12 protein-coding genes are annotated in these 14,580 nt (G+C 62.0%); 1 reads left to right on the top strand and 11 read right to left on the bottom strand.

The window, feature by feature from the left end:
* Window positions 1-101 precede the first annotated feature (101 nt).
* A complete protein-coding gene (locus tag L0U83_RS17875) occupies window positions 102-983 on the top strand; it encodes a LysR family transcriptional regulator (RefSeq protein ID WP_233886550.1) in 882 nt (293 codons plus the stop codon).
* Between the two features lie 12 nt (window positions 984-995).
* On the opposite strand, the gene L0U83_RS17870 is transcribed toward L0U83_RS17875, so the two are convergent.
* From L0U83_RS17870 to L0U83_RS17820, 11 genes are all read right to left on the bottom strand, one after another.
* Window positions 996-1,673 carry a hypothetical protein gene (locus L0U83_RS17870; protein ID WP_233885147.1) on the bottom strand — a complete coding sequence of 226 codons (678 nt, stop codon included), beginning with the start codon at window positions 1,671-1,673 and terminating at the stop codon, window positions 996-998.
* Between the two features lie 561 nt (window positions 1,674-2,234).
* A complete protein-coding gene (locus L0U83_RS17865) occupies window positions 2,235-2,684 on the bottom strand; it encodes a hypothetical protein (protein WP_233885145.1) in 450 nt (149 codons plus the stop codon).
* Window positions 2,681-3,841, bottom strand: coding sequence for a PAAR domain-containing protein (locus L0U83_RS17860; RefSeq protein ID WP_233885144.1), 1,161 nt, complete (start codon window positions 3,839-3,841; stop codon window positions 2,681-2,683). The genes L0U83_RS17865 and L0U83_RS17860 overlap by 4 nt, the downstream gene beginning before the upstream one ends.
* Before the next feature lie 456 nt (window positions 3,842-4,297).
* Window positions 4,298-5,506, bottom strand: a complete 1,209-nt coding sequence (locus L0U83_RS17855) for a porin (protein WP_233885143.1) — start codon at window positions 5,504-5,506, stop codon at window positions 4,298-4,300.
* A gap of 118 nt (window positions 5,507-5,624) precedes the next feature.
* A complete protein-coding gene (araD, locus tag L0U83_RS17850; protein WP_233885141.1) occupies window positions 5,625-7,376 on the bottom strand; it encodes an L-arabinonate dehydratase in 1,752 nt (583 codons plus the stop codon).
* A 44-nt stretch (window positions 7,377-7,420) separates the two neighbouring features.
* A complete protein-coding gene (locus L0U83_RS17845) occupies window positions 7,421-8,347 on the bottom strand; it encodes an ABC transporter permease (protein ID WP_308445045.1) in 927 nt (308 codons plus the stop codon).
* Window positions 8,347-9,228, bottom strand: a complete 882-nt coding sequence (locus L0U83_RS17840; RefSeq protein WP_233885140.1) for an ABC transporter permease — start codon at window positions 9,226-9,228, stop codon at window positions 8,347-8,349. Before L0U83_RS17840 ends, L0U83_RS17845 begins: the two co-directional genes overlap by 1 nt.
* Complete coding sequence (locus L0U83_RS17835) at window positions 9,225-10,304, bottom strand: ABC transporter ATP-binding protein (protein WP_233885139.1); 1,080 nt, start codon at window positions 10,302-10,304, stop codon at window positions 9,225-9,227. The genes L0U83_RS17840 and L0U83_RS17835 overlap by 4 nt, the downstream gene beginning before the upstream one ends.
* Window positions 10,305-10,421: 117 nt before the next feature.
* The gene (locus tag L0U83_RS17830; RefSeq protein ID WP_233886549.1) at window positions 10,422-11,522 is read right to left on the bottom strand and encodes an ABC transporter substrate-binding protein; all 1,101 of its coding nucleotides are present in this window, start codon (window positions 11,520-11,522) and stop codon (window positions 10,422-10,424) included.
* Between the two features lie 272 nt (window positions 11,523-11,794).
* Window positions 11,795-13,375 carry an aldehyde dehydrogenase (NADP(+)) gene (locus L0U83_RS17825; RefSeq protein ID WP_233885138.1) on the bottom strand — a complete coding sequence of 527 codons (1,581 nt, stop codon included), beginning with the start codon at window positions 13,373-13,375 and terminating at the stop codon, window positions 11,795-11,797.
* A gap of 32 nt (window positions 13,376-13,407) precedes the next feature.
* Window positions 13,408-14,355, bottom strand: coding sequence for a dihydrodipicolinate synthase family protein (locus L0U83_RS17820; protein WP_233885137.1), 948 nt, complete (start codon window positions 14,353-14,355; stop codon window positions 13,408-13,410).
* Window positions 14,356-14,580: the final 225 nt, after the last annotated feature.

Below are 14,580 nucleotides of genomic sequence, written 5' to 3'. Positions count from 1 at the left end.
CAAAAATTAAATGTTCTACTGCGATGTAGTGCAAAATTGAATACCATGAGCGGCGGTTTCGCCGTGCGTTCAATGTCCACCTTCGAGGCACCATGGGTTCAATGAAACGCGACGCCAAAGCACGTACACCGCTATTCGATCTGGACCTGCTGAAAGCCATCGTCATGGTTGCCGACTCCGGCACCTTCACCGCGGCTTCCGCGCGGCTTCACTCCACGCAGTCCACCGTGAGCCAGAAAGTGCGTCGCCTCGAGGAGATGGCGGGACATAAGCTGCTCGAGCGCGGAAGCCGCGACGTGACGCCGACCGACGCAGGCGAGACGCTGCTCGCCTACGCACGGCGCATGCTCGCGCTCAACGACGAAATGATCGAAGCGCTCTCGGGCGCGACGGTGGGGTTGACGGTGCGCCTCGGCGTGCCGGAGGACTTCGTCGGCGGCCCGACGACCCACGCGCTCGCCGCATTCAACCGCAAGCATCCGCAGGTCAAGCTCGAAGTGACGAGCGGGTTGAGCCGCGATCTCGCGAGCAGCTACGATCGCGGCGATCTCGATCTCATCCTTGTCAAGCAGCGGCGCAACAGCCGCGAGGTCATTGCGAGTTGGCCCGAGCAGTTGCGATGGATCGACAGTGCAAGAAACCCCTCCTTCCAGCTCGATCCCATCCCGCTCGTCGCCTTTCCGCCTCGTGGCCTGTACCGCGACGACATGACCAACGCCATCGAAGGGATCGGACGGCGCTGGCGCATCAGCTTCATCAGTTCGAGCCTGAGCGGAATCCAGGCGGCCGTTGCCGATGGTCTTGGCGTCAGTCTGCTGCCCGCACGCGCGGTCACGGCGGATCATGCTGTGCTGACGCCGAAAAGCGGGCTGCCCGCGATCGAAACGATGGATATCGCGTTGCTGCATCGCCCGACCGCCGACGCCGTGGTCAAGGAACTCGCGCGCGCGTTGTGCCGTATGCTCGGCCCTCAGCGTCAGTGAACGGTGTCGGCACTAGTGCATCATGCGCGCCGCGTGTCCGTCCGGACGCGTGCAAGGCAATTCTTCGCCGGATATCCACGCACCGTGGATGGGGCTATAAACGCCCCATAAAACTTCGTCACGTTCTGATGGCTCGCGGCAAATGCCGGCCCGCTCAATAGCGAGTTTCAACGTGGCCGCGAAATCTTCGTCGCTCAATTCATCCATCGCTTCCAGTTCTTCTTCGTACTTCGGCAAGCCGATAGATTTAAACTCGTCGTGGATGAAATCGAAGATCCATTGATTGAACAGGAACGTTACCTCGTCGCTGTCCGTGGGCGGTGCAAAGTGCAACGGCGTGTATCGGGTACGTGGCACGCCCGTCGCAACGATGATTGAGCCCGGCTCCTCCAGCGTCACGCCGAAACCCATCATGCACCACAACTCGCCATCGCAGTCCCGGACATGCTGCATCAAATCGAACTCCTGCAACGACAGGACGCGCCAGTTATTGGAATCGTCCTTCTGGTGGTACTTATTGCGTGTGTATGCATAGAACGCCGCCAGAAGTCGCGACGTGAATATCAGCGGACCATTCTGCTTGCCGTTGCCTATCCACGCGGGTTCAATGAATAAGCCCGTGCTGGAGAAGCGCTTGCGCACGACAAGCCACAGCGACACTGGGGCGATGTACTGCGTTTTTACTTTCATACGTTAGACCTTGGGTGCGGGCAGACTATTTTTTCAGCCCTCGTGCGGTACTCGGAAATTTCATTTGCTATCGCCGCTGCCTGAGTTCGGAATCGGAATGAGTCCGGACGTGTTGTGCTCCAGAAACGTATGATTCGGTCCATAGACTGTGTTCTCAATAAACGCTGCCTCCTTGGGTGACGCGGGTTTATCGTTCTTGTCCAAAGACACAGTGACGACTTCCACGACTGGAATACACCACGCCGCTTTTGAACGCGACGTTGCCCTTCCGTCCTTGCCGTAACAATGGAAGATGAAAGAATCGGGATCCTTCGAAGCGTCCCAGTATTCAACTGAGTTGTTCCACGTAAATCTGGCCACAATCGTGCCTGGATGGGGAGATCAATGGCGCTTGCGCGCAATGAATCTTTTTGCTCAATTCACTCCACTATCGTTAGCGCTTGTAAAAGCGCTAGCGGCGAGAGATACGACGAAGGCAATCCGTATCGACGCTCGACTGCGCAAGAACGCAGCAAGGCGCATCCATGCAACGTAAATTAGCCTGGAAGACGTAGTTATTGGCTATTTTGGCGGATGATATTGATATTCCGGAGGCGGTTTCGGTGTTGACATAGTGTGCTCAAGGAAAGTGTGGTCGGGTCCGTAGACTGTATTTTCGATACTCGCCGCATCTTTGGGGGCGACGGGGTTTCCGTTTACGTCCACTGAAATCGTCACAACTTCAACGATAGGAATGCACCACGCTGCTTTGTTTCGCGAGGTTCTGATTCCGTTCTTGTCGAAGCACATAAATTTAAAACTATCAGGAAATTCAGAAGCTTTCCAGTATTCAGTCGAATTGTTCCACGTATACTTCGCAGCAATTGTTCCGGGGTGCGGCACCGTCGCGGGTTGCGCGCCAGGCAAGCGCCGTATTTTCCCACCGACTCTAATTTCACCCATATGTAAAGAATCCACACAACCTCCAGCAAACATAGCAATAATTGAGATGCATATAGCCAGTTTCATCATTTTACGTTCGAGTCGAAATAGCTATAGCGTGCGGGATATCTTTTTCGCCCCTCCACTTCGCAAGGCGTATCCAGGCTTGACCAATACATGTTAGCTGATTCGGCAAAGTCTTCATTTTCGTTATTGAGGGCATATTTCGAAGGTGCCCGTCCGTCACTTGCCATTGCATCGAGCCAACTTTGCTTCAGAGCCGGATTATCATTCCAGTGCGCGTCTGTCCATATATGACCTGACTCATGGAGCATTGTGCTATCGATGTACTGCTGTGGAATTTTGGTCCACCCCTTCCAAGGATAGAAATTGATTCCTTCGGCAATGTTTGCAGTTGCCGCTGAAGAGAATGACGGGACGTTATATTTCTCCTGCCAGTACGAGTCCTTGGAGTACGGACTGGAATTAGCTGCCAACGAATTCAGGTGTTCATATTGTTGTGGCGGCACTACTTCAAGGGCCTTGGCTAAAGTTGCCTCATCAGCCAACCCAGACCCTTCCGGTGGCGCGCTCAGTGGCGTGAAGATACTCACTGGATGGCCATTAATAGTTGCGGCATATTCAGTTGCCGGGCTCGCGCCGCCGCCAGGGAAATCGTGTGTTGTCTGTTTCCCTGGGGAGACGCGCACCGTATTCGTATGCCTGTAGAAGTCGGCCGGCGCATCAATTCGCTCTTTAGTACCGTCCAGATACGAGCAATCCGCAGGCGGCGGTTTGCTTGCGGCGGGTGCGGGATAGGACGTTTCATCCTCATCGTACTCATGGGCCTCATCGTCATTCCCCCCAAAGCGCCCAACCATTCCCGCTTGCAAGACAGACGCACCATATTCCGCAGCGGCGCTCGCGGTTCGACTCTTGCCGTAGTTCGCCACTTCTTCCGCAGTGAACACATGGAACGAATCATGTTGTGACGCAAGGCATACGGGCGGCGGGTCGCATTTGCAAATGCAGATGTCGTTTTCCAGCGCCTGCTGCTTGCCCATCATTGTTGCGATCCGGTGCGGCCCCATCCAGCCAATGCGTCCGGTTGAGTTGCATTGGGGACACCATATCTGCGCGCCGATAAACGTTATCGGCGTGCCGTGATGCTTGCAGCATTCGATGCCTTCCAGCACCGTTCCCCCCGCCGTAGTTTTATCGCCTACTTTCAAAATCGCGCGCCTCATTCAAATACTCCCGGGACGCACTTCCGCTGCTCTGACATTTCCTGACCTCCACGAAGTCGACCAAAACGACGAGCCCAGTGCCGTGACGAGCGCGGCACGATGAGCTACATTTATCCCGATCAGGTGATATTCGACACAAGTCATGCGGGGAGAAATCGGAACTATCCGAAAAGGGGCACAGCCAACGCGCGGCGCATCGCGCGCCAGCACTGGTTTTGATAAACGACAAATGCAGCCGCGGATTTGAACAACGAAGAAAGCAAAAAGCCCGCATTGAGCGGGCTTTATCTACTTGGTTGAAAGCGATGATTCCCCTAACGGAATCGAGACGAAGGCGCCGGGAATTAGCGTGAATCAAACTTACGCAGGGCGGCGCCGATGGGTACCGCAAAAAAATCGGCGGTGCCGGGCAAACCCGGCACCGCCGAAGATACTGCTTTCGGAGCGTGAAAAAGCTTAGAAGCGATGAACGATACCGATCGCGCCCGCAACCTGACTGCGCGACGAGGACGGCGCGCTGTTCTGGCCGTCGCCGATGTCGGCAGTTGCGTTGATGATGCTGCTCGCACCGGTCGCGCTAGGCGTGCCCAGCGTCTGGCCGCCCGCGCGCTGGTACGCTTCGACGAAGTAGATGCCCGTACGCTTCGAGAGCGTGTAGTACTGCGACATGTTGTACTGTGCGTACGAAGCCGAGCTCTGGATGCCGTTGGCCTTGGTCGCGCGCGTATAGGCGAAACCAGCTGCGAGGTCGAGCACGGTGATCGGCTTGTAGTGCAGCACGACGCCGCCCGTATTCCAGATCTGCGTGTCGCCGAAGTGCGAATTCACACCCGGAATGTACTGGACGTTCGAGTAGGCCACCGAGATGTCCCACTGCGAGCTGAACTGGTAGCCGGCCGTCACGGCGAGGCGCTGTTGCGTCTGCGCCCACTGGAAGCCGTTGGTGAGCGCCGAAACGCCCGGCTCGCCGGCGCTGTTCGCCGTCGAATTCGCATCCCACGGGCCGCCGCCGTTCGCCGCGTTGCTCAGGCGCTCGAAGCCCACTGCGATGCCTGCCGGACCATGCAGATACTGCGCGGCAACGCTCCACGACTGGCCTGCACCGGTTGCGCCCGCTACGCCGCCCAGCGCGTACATGCCGCTCACGGTCAGGCCCGCGATGTTCGGCGACGTATAGACCAGCGAGTTGTTGATGCGATAGATCGTGTCCATCGAGTCGATATCGCCCGGGTGCGCGCCATATGCACCGGTCAGCCACGTGGTCGGGCTGTACGGCGAGAGCAGCGTGTAGTACGGAGCGTACTGGCGGCCGGCCGTCAGCGTGCCGTAGTTTGCGTTCGCGACGCCCACCCACGAGGCGCGGCTGAACATCAGGTTCGTGGTCGATTGCGCGCCGGTTGCCGAGTTGTAGCCTTCTTCCAACTGGAAGATCGCGCGCGTGCCGCCGCCCAGATCTTCGCTGCCCTTCAAGCCGAAACGCGAGCCGGCCCACACGCCCTGCACCATCTTGACGACGGAAGCGCCGCCAGCATTGCTGCCCAGCTTGGCCGAACTGCTCTGATAACCAATACCGGTATCGACGATACCGTACAGCGTGACGCTGCTTTGCGCGTGTGCGCCCAACGCGGCGAGTCCAAGCGCGGAAGCGAGGATAGTTTTTTTCATCGGTAGTCCTATCTTTAGTCGTTGTGGTTTGATACTCGTTAAAACCCTGGTTGCTGCATTGCCTCCTGTCCGGCAGGAGCGCATCACCCCTGAAGCGCTCCCTGCCGAACGTGTCTCCTTAGTGAATCTCGGGTTCGCCGCCCGCGCTGGTGCACGAGCCGCCCACGCCGTCACGCTGCATGAAGTCGAATTCGCAGCCATTGTTGGCCTGCATGACGTGCATCTGGTACATCGCGCCATAGCCGCGCTTGAAGCGCGGTTCCGGTGCCACCCACGCCGCCTTGCGGCGCGCCATCTCTTCGTCGGAGATCAGTACGTTCAGGCGGCGCTCCGGCACGTTCAGCTCGATCAGGTCGCCGTCCTGCACGAGTGCGAGCGGACCGCCGATGAACGATTCCGGCGCCACGTGCAGCACGCACGCGCCATAGCTCGTGCCGCTCATGCGCGCGTCGGAAATACGCAACATGTCGCGCACGCCCTTCTGCAGAATCTTTTGCGGAATCGGCAGCTGGCCCCACTCGGGCATGCCAGGCGCCCCCACCGGACCCGCGTGCTGGAGCACGATCACGCTGTTCTCGTCGCAGTCGAGATCTTCGCTGTCGATGCGCGCGGCCATGTCGTTGTAGTCCTTGAACACGACGGCCTTGCCCGTGTGCACGTGCAGATGTTTTTCCGCCGCGCCCGGCTTGATCACGGCGCCGTCCGGCGCGAGATTGCCGCGCAGCACGGCGAGGCCCGTATCCGGCATGAGCGGCTTCGCACGGCGATAGATCACCTCTTCGCTGTAGATTTCCGCGTCGGCAATGTTCTCGCCGAGCGTCTTGCCGTTCACGGTCATCTGCGTACCGTCGATCAGGTCGCCGAGTTCCTTGAGCATCGCGCGCAGGCCGCCAGCGTAGTAGAAGTCCTCCATGAGGTACTTGCCGGTCGGGCGGATGTTCGCGAGCACCGGCGTATGGCGCGCGATTTCGTCGTACTGCGCGAGCGTGAGATCGACGCCGGCGCGGCGCGCGAGCGCGATCATGTGGACGATCGCATTGGTCGAACCCGAAAGCGCGAGACACGTGGTCACGGCGTTATCGACCGACTTGCGCGTGATGATGTCCGAAGGCTTCAGGTCTTCCCACACCATCTCGACGATGCGCATGCCCGTCTTCGCCGACATCTGCGCATGGCGCGAGTCCGGCGCGGGGATCGAGGCAAAGCCCGGCAGCGTGAAGCCCAGCGCTTCAGCGGCGCTCGTCATCGTCGATGCCGTGCCCATCGTCATGCAGTGGCCCGGCGAGCGTGCGATGCCGCCTTCCACGCCCTTCCAGTCTTCTTCGGTGATCTTGCCCGCGCGCAGGTCGGCCCAGTACTTCCAGGTGTCCGAGCCCGAGCCGAGCGTCACGCCGTTCCAGTTGCCGTTGAGCATCGGGCCCGCCGGCAGGAAGATCGTGGGCAGATCCATCGAAATCGCGCCCATCAGCAGCGCGGGCGTGGTCTTGTCGCAGCCGCCCATCAACACGACGCCGTCGGCCGGGTACGAGCGGATCGTCTCTTCCGCTTCCATTGCGAGGAAGTTGCGGTAGAGCATCGTGGTGGGCTTCTGGAACGGCTCGGAGAGCGTTTGCACCGGCAACTCGATCGGGAACCCGCCCGCTTGCCAGATGCCGCGCTTGACCTCTTCCACGCGCTGCTTGAAGTGCGTATGGCAAGGGTTGATCTCGCTCCACGTATTGAGGATGGCGATCACCGGTTTGCCCGCGTACTCTTCGCGGCTGTAGCCCATCTGCGCGGTGCGCGAGCGATGGCCGAACGACCGCAGGTCGTTCACGCCGTACCAGCGGTGGCTGCGCAGTTCTTCGGGGGTCTTTCGCTTCTTGCTCATCTTGCGTTGCTCCAGGTGTTTCCAGTAAAGCCGCCGGCGCTGGCCTAGCGTTGCTCCTTCACGCGCGACACGAGTTGTGTCGGGCTGACGAACTGCAGGGCGACCAGCACCCACGCAAGCGTGATGGCCATATAGATCATCGCCATGGCGTCGATGGATTGCGGCGCACGCACGCCCGTCGAGAAGACGGCGTAGTACAGCGCAACCACCAGCGTTTGCGTGTCGGGTCCGGCGGTAAAGAAAGTGAGTTCGAACATGCCGATCGTGCGCACGAGCACGAGCAGCCCCGCCGCCAGCATCCCGGGCACGAGAAGCGGCAGCAATACATAACGGAAATAGCGCAGCGTGTTCGCACCGAAAATGCGCGCGGCCGACTCGAGATTCGGATCGATCTGCTCGATGAACGGCGTCATCACGAGGATCACGAACGGCAGCGCGGGCACCAGGTTCGCGAGGATCACGCCGGGCAGCGTGCCCGCGAGGCCGAACTTGTACATGGCGGTGGCCATCGGAATGCCGTACGTGACGGGCGGCACCATGAGCGGCAGCAGGAACACGAGCATGGCAATGCGCTTGCCGGGAAACTGCGCGCGCGCCAAAGCATAGGCGGCGGGCACGCCCAGCGCGATGGAGAGCAGCACGACCGAGCCCACCACTTCGAACGTCACCCACAGCACGCTCGAAAGCTGGAAGTCGCGCCACGCCTGCGCATACCAGTGCAGTGTGAAGCCTTGCGGCAGCGGCGTGCCGAACCAGCGCGTGGCGATAGAGTTCACGCCCACCGTGGCGATCAGCAGCACCACGTTGAGCAGGAAGAACACCACACCGCCCCAGACGAACACTTTCCAGAGCACGTCGGGCAGGCGCGAAGCGGGCCTTGCCTGCGCAGCATTGGCGGCCGGCGTGGAGCGTTCTTCGCTTGCCTGCGCACTCGTGCCGAGGCCGGCCGCGTTACGTTGATGTGCGGTCATCAGCCTTTCCCTCCGCTCACCGGGCCCGAGTAGAAGAAGCGCTTCGCGCTCAACATCGCGGCCACGACGATCAACTGCACGAAGCCCATCACGATCGCGATGGTCGAGGCGAGCGAGTAGTCATAGCTCTCGAACGCGGCTTCCGAAGCCGCGATGGAGATCACGCGCGTGGGACCTGCGGGCGCACCGAGCAGCACTGCCGAAGGAAACACCGAATACGCCTGCACGAACGAAAGGCACGCGGCCATCGTGAGTCCGGGCGCGAGCAGCGGCAAATAGATCTGGCGGAACTGCTGCCACGGGCCTGCGCCGAGCGTCGCCGCCGCGCGCGCAAGCGTCGGGTCGATGCCGGTGACGTAGGAGAGCGTGAGCAAAAACGCGAACGGGAAACCCGAAACGATCAGCGAGATCAGCACGCCCCAGTAGTTGTGCGTGAGGCGAATCTCTTCGCTCGTGTACAGATGCAGCGCGTGCAGCGCCTGCGGGAACCAGCCGTTCGGGCCGAAGTAGCTGAGCATGCCGTCGGCGATCAGCACCGTGCCGAGCGTGACGGGAATCACGAGCAGCGTGGTCACGAGCTTCTGGTACGGCGACTTGCGGCGCAGCGCAAATGCCACCGGCAGCGAAAGCCCGACGTTGATGATGGTCGCGGGCACCGCCAGCTTGAGCGTGACGAATACCGTGGGCCACAGCGACAGGTCGTGAATGAACTGCAGGTAATTCGCGAACATGCCGCCGCCGTTCATCGGCTTGAACGACAGCACGAGACCGTAGGCGAACGGATAAAGGAACATCGCGATGATGAAGCCGAGCGCAGGCGTGATGAGCCAGCCGCGCGAATCGCGCGGCGCGCGGGTCAGCGACGCAATGAGCGTGCTCACGACACACGCTCCGCATAGGCCAGCACGTGCGAAGGCGCGACGCGCAGCGTGGCGCGCTCGCCGGCTTCGAATTCGCCTTCCACGCGCGCCCACAGCTTGCCGAACGGCGCGTTGGCGAGCAACAGCGAATCGCGGCCGCCGTACTCGACCATTTCCACTTCCACGTCGAAAGCGTTCGCATCGCCCGCGTTGGCGCGCTCGAAATCTTCGGGACGCATGGCGACCGTAATCTCGCCGCCGTTAAGCTCACCCATCGGCACGCCGGTCAGCGTGATGCCCGACGACGACATCGCGATGTGGTCGCCCTGCTCGCCGGTGATCGCGAACGGCAGCACGTTGCGAAAGCCCATGAAGCGCGCGACGTGCAGGTTCGACGGGCGGCTATACACTTCCTTCGGCGTCGCCACTTGCTGCACGACGCCCTCTTTCATCACGACGATGCGGTCCGCCATCGAAAGCGCTTCGTCCTGATCGTGCGTCACGTAAATGGTGGCGCGTTCGAGCTGGCCGTGAATGCGGCGAATTTCCGCGCGCATTTCAATGCGCAGCTTGGTGTCGAGGTTCGAGAGCGGCTCGTCCATCAGCACGAGAGGCGGCTCGATGACGATCGCGCGGGCAATCGCCACACGCTGCTGCTGGCCGCCCGAAAGCTGGCCCGGCAGCTTGCTTTCGTGACCGACGAGCTGCACGAGCTGCAGTGCTTCGCGCGCGCGGCGCCTGGCCTCCTCGCGCGGCACACCCTGCATCTTCAGGCCGAAGCCGACGTTTTCCAGCACCGTCATGTGCGGGAACAACGCGTAATTCTGGAACACCATGCCGAAGCCGCGCTTCTCGGGAGGCAGCACATCGATACGCAGGTCGTCCAGCCAGATGCTGCCGCTCGTGAGCGGTTGCAGACCGGCAATGCAATTGAGCGCCGTGGATTTTCCGCAGCCCGAAGGCCCGAGCAGCGCAATGAATTCGCCACGGCGAATGTCGAGGTCGAGACCACGCAGCGCGGCGAGCTGCGTCCCCTCCGCGTTAGTGAAGCTACGGCACACCGAGTCGAGGCGCAGACGATCGAAAGAATGCTTCATGACACGTTCCTGACCAACAAGATCAACCTGGATGAGCAGGGATCGAGGACGGCGCTCCTCAATCGACACCACGAAAGCACCGTCCGTCCATTGCTGCTTCTTCCTCTCTTCCTCTTGTTACTGCGACTTCTGCGAACCGACTTCGCGGTCCCACTTCTGGAACGCCGCGACCATCGCCTGCGCGGAAAGCGGCTGGACATGCGGATAGGCCGTGAGCCATTTCGCGTATTCGGGACGGCCGTACTTCGCGATCACGTCCTGGCTTTCCTTCGGCGCCATCTGTAGCGTGACATCCTTCACTGCGGGGCCCGGGTAGAAGTAGCCGTCGTCATACGTCATGGCCTGTTGCTGCGGCTCGAGCATGAAGTTCATGAGCTTGAGCAGCACCGCGAGCTTCTCTTTCGAGACGCCCTTCGGCACGACCATGAAGTGGGCGTCGTTCACCCATGTCATGTTGTTGAACGCCTGCACCTTGAAGTCGGCCGGCACGATGCCGAGCGCGCGCGGGTTGATGTCCCAGCCCGTCACGGTCACCGTCATGTCACGCGTGCCTTCGCCCAGTTCCTTCATCACGGCCGAGGTGCCGCCCGGGTAGTACGGCACGCACGAGTTCAGCTCCTTCAGGAACGCCCAGGTCTTGTCCCAGCCGTTGATCGGGTCTTGCGGATTCTTGTCGCCGAGCAGATACGGCAGGCCCATCAGGAACGTGCGGCCCGGACCCGAATTGGCCGGACGCGCATAGATCAGCTTGCCGGGGTTCGCCTTGCACCACGCCAGCAGTTCCTGCGGCGTTTGCGGCGGCTTGGCGACCTTGGCCGGGTTGTATTCGATCAGCGGACCGGCCGGCATATACGACACTTCGAGACCATAGCCTTGCGCGAGGTCCTGCATCTTGCGCGGGCCCGGCGCGTACTTGTCGAGCACGCCCGGCAGCGCTGCCTGCTGATCCGGCAGCAGCTTCATCCACAAATTCTGTTCGATGCCGGCGGCGAGCGCGTCGGTGCCTGTTAGCACGAGATCGATGTCGGCGCGGCCGGCGGCCTGCATCGCCTTGATCTTGCCAGGCAACTGCGGCGCGGGCGCGTTGGTGTAGGTGATATTGGAGACGAGATTCGGGTTTTTCGCCTTGAACGCTTCGAAAGCCTTCTGCGTGAGCTGCAGGTTACCGGCCACGTCGACTATGTTCAGGGAAACGGGATCGGCCTTGGCCGCGCTCATGCCGAGCGCCGTGGCGGCCGCCACACACACGGCCAGCACGCTGGCCTTCAAGCGTCCATCGAACATCGCATCTCCTCACATCTGTTATGGAATTTGTTCTAACGCGACCATTTTTGTATTGCCCAAACCGGACACAGGATGCCGAACCACGCACCAAGTTGTCAAGCAACGTCAGGGTCTTTGTGAGACTACTGTGAGCCTCTTGTCGGAATCCGCCTGGAGAAAGCGCCTGCAAGGCTTCTGCAGGCGCTTTCCTGACCGCTTTCGCGGGATTACTTCTTCACCAGCTCGCCGTCGCGCAAACGCCACAGCGCGAGCGGATTGTCGTTCTGCAGTGTGACCGGCAGAAGTTCAGCCGGCAGGTCCTGGTAGCAGACCGGACGCAGGAAACGCTCGATCGCCATCGCGCCCACCGAAGTCGTGCGCGCGTCCGAGGTGGCCGGGAACGGGCCGCCGTGGACCATCGCATACGACACCTCGACGCCCGTCGGGAAGCCATTCGCGAGAATGCGGCCGGCCTTGCGCTCGAGAATCGGCATCAGGCGCGCGGCCATCCCGTAGTCGTCGCGGTCGATGTGCAGCGTCGCCGTGAGCTGGCCTTCGAGGTGCTCCGCCACGCGCGCGAGTTCGGCTTCGTCGCGGCATGCCACGACTACCGAGGTCGGCCCGAAAATCTCGTCCGACAACGCGTGCTGCGCGAGGAACTGCTCGGCGCTGGCCTTGAAGAGCACCGGCAGCGCGTCGCAATGCGCGTCCGTCTTCGTGCCTTCGGCCAGGTTCTCGATGCCAGGCAACTGCTTGCGCGCGGCAACGGCTTCGCCATACGTCGAGGCGATGCCCGCCGTCAACATGCTTTGCGAGGGCTTCTGCGTGAGCGCGCTGCTCGCCGCCTTCACGAAGCGGTCGAGTTCAGGCGAGTCGATGGCGAGCACGAGGCCCGGGTTCGTGCAGAACTGGCCCACGCCCATCGTGAGCGAATCCACGAAGCCTTGCGCGAGCGCTTCGCCGCGAGCGGCCAGCGCCGCGGGCAGCACGAACATCGGGTTGATGCTGCTCATTTCGGCGTAGACCGGAATCGGCTCGGGGCGCGCAGCCGCGATGTGCGAGAGCGCGAGACCGCCGCGGCGCGAACCCGTGAAGCCCACGGCCTTGATGGCCGGATGCGCCACGAGCGTTTCGCCCGCTTCATTGCCGCCGCCGAAGACGAGCGAGAACACGCCTTCAGGCAGACCAACGTCAGCCACGGCCTGCTGGATCGCACGACCCACGAGTTCCGAGGTGCCGGGGTGCGCGAGGTGAGCCTTCACGACGACCGGGCAGCCGGCGGCCAGCGCCGAAGCCGTATCGCCGCCCGCCACCGAAAACGCCAGCGGGAAGTTGCTCGCGCCGAACACGGCCACGGGGCCGACCGGGATGCGATGCGCGCGCAGGTCCGAGCGCGGCAGCGGCTTGCGCTCCGGCAGCGCCGAGTCGAGCACGGCGCCGCACCAGCGGCCGTCGCGCACGAGCGACGCGAAAAGACGCAGCTGACCGACCGTGCGGCCGCGCTCGCCTTCCAGGCGCGCCTTGGGCAGCGCGGATTCGAGATGCGCGCGCTCGATCAGCGCCTCGCCGATGCCGAGAATGCGTTCGGCGATCGCTTCGAGCAGGCGCGCACGCGTTTCGTGCGGGGCCGCGCGGAAGGCGTCGAACGCCTGTGCCGCGAGTTCACAAGCGCGCGCGACTTCGGCCTTGCCGCCGAGGCCGAACGACGGCTCGATCTCCTGACCGAGCGCGGGCGCGAAGGCGCGCATCTCGCCCGCCGCGCCGTGCACCGCTTGCGCGCCCAGCAGCATTGCTCCAGTAATCTGCATGTTCGCTCCGTTCAATTACTTGTTGCCGTCATTCAGGCGTTCGCGGTCTGGGCCGAAGCGGCCAGCTTCTGCTCGAATGCGAGCAGCGCCTTGGCCGCGTCGCCGATCGCCGGCAGCGCCTCGGCGGGCGACTGCGAGAGCAGTGGCAGGATCGGGCCCATGTCGGCGATGCCCGAAAGCGTCACGGCGTCATGCAGCACGCGGATGAGCGAGATGTTGTCGCGCAGCGTTTCGAGCGGCATGAAAGCATCGTAGAGGCGTTGCGCTTCTTCCGCACGGCCTTCCTTCGCGGCCTTCAGCAGCGCCATGATGGCGTTCGAAGCGATACAGCCCGAGCCCGTGGTCCAGGCGGCCAGACCGAAGTCGCGCACGTGAACCAGCGCCGGACGCTCGCCCATGCCCGAGACCACCTTCGAAGCCGGCACGCTTTGCAGCAGGCGGCGCAGGTACGGGTCGTTCGCCGGATCGGCGCGCACGATCGCGTACTTCACCGCGATCAGCGTGCCGCGGTCGATCAGGCGCACGAGCGTGTCCACGTCGACATAGTCTTCGCTCTTGATATAGAGCGTGAGCGGAATGCCGGCGGTGTCGGCGATGCGCGTGAGGCCCGCTTCCACACCTGCGGGCGTGGTGAAGCCGGAGAGCGGCAGCACCATGGCCGTCTTGTACTGCGTTTGCGCGAGGATGCGCGCCTGGTCGAGCATCTTGCCGTAGTCGGGACCGATAGCCGGAATCACGCGCGTTTCGGGCGCGGTGAGGTCGGCGAGCATGTCAAGCAACTCACGGAATTCGCTCACGGCGACGTGGTACAGGTTCGCATTGCCGCCGTACAGCAGCGTGCGGATACCGCCCGCTTCCATATGGCGGATCAGCTTGCGGTTCTGTTCAACGTCGAGGGAGAAGTCGGGGCGGCGTGCGAGCGGCGGCACTGCCATCACAGTCGAGGCGAATTCGCTCTCGACAATCGGGGACACGTTCATGAGGCCTCGTGCTGGGATGGAGGGTTGTCAATACCGAGCACAGTAGCATCGGCTCGCCGTAGTTGTCAAACAACTTGTTGCATTTGTTAGGGTTTGTTCGGAGTGCACGGCAACTGGGGCCGCCCGCCCTTGCGCGGCCGGTACAGGCCCCGCAAAGGAATATTGTAGAATCGCGTCCCAATCATGGAACCGGTTCCATTTAACATCTCCGTTCCGTGGCCGCCG

The sequence above is a fragment of the Paraburkholderia flagellata genome, assembly GCF_021390645.1.
GTDB classification, from domain to species: Bacteria; Pseudomonadota; Gammaproteobacteria; order Burkholderiales; family Burkholderiaceae; genus Paraburkholderia; species Paraburkholderia flagellata.
This window is presented reverse-complemented; position numbering and strand designations above follow the sequence as displayed.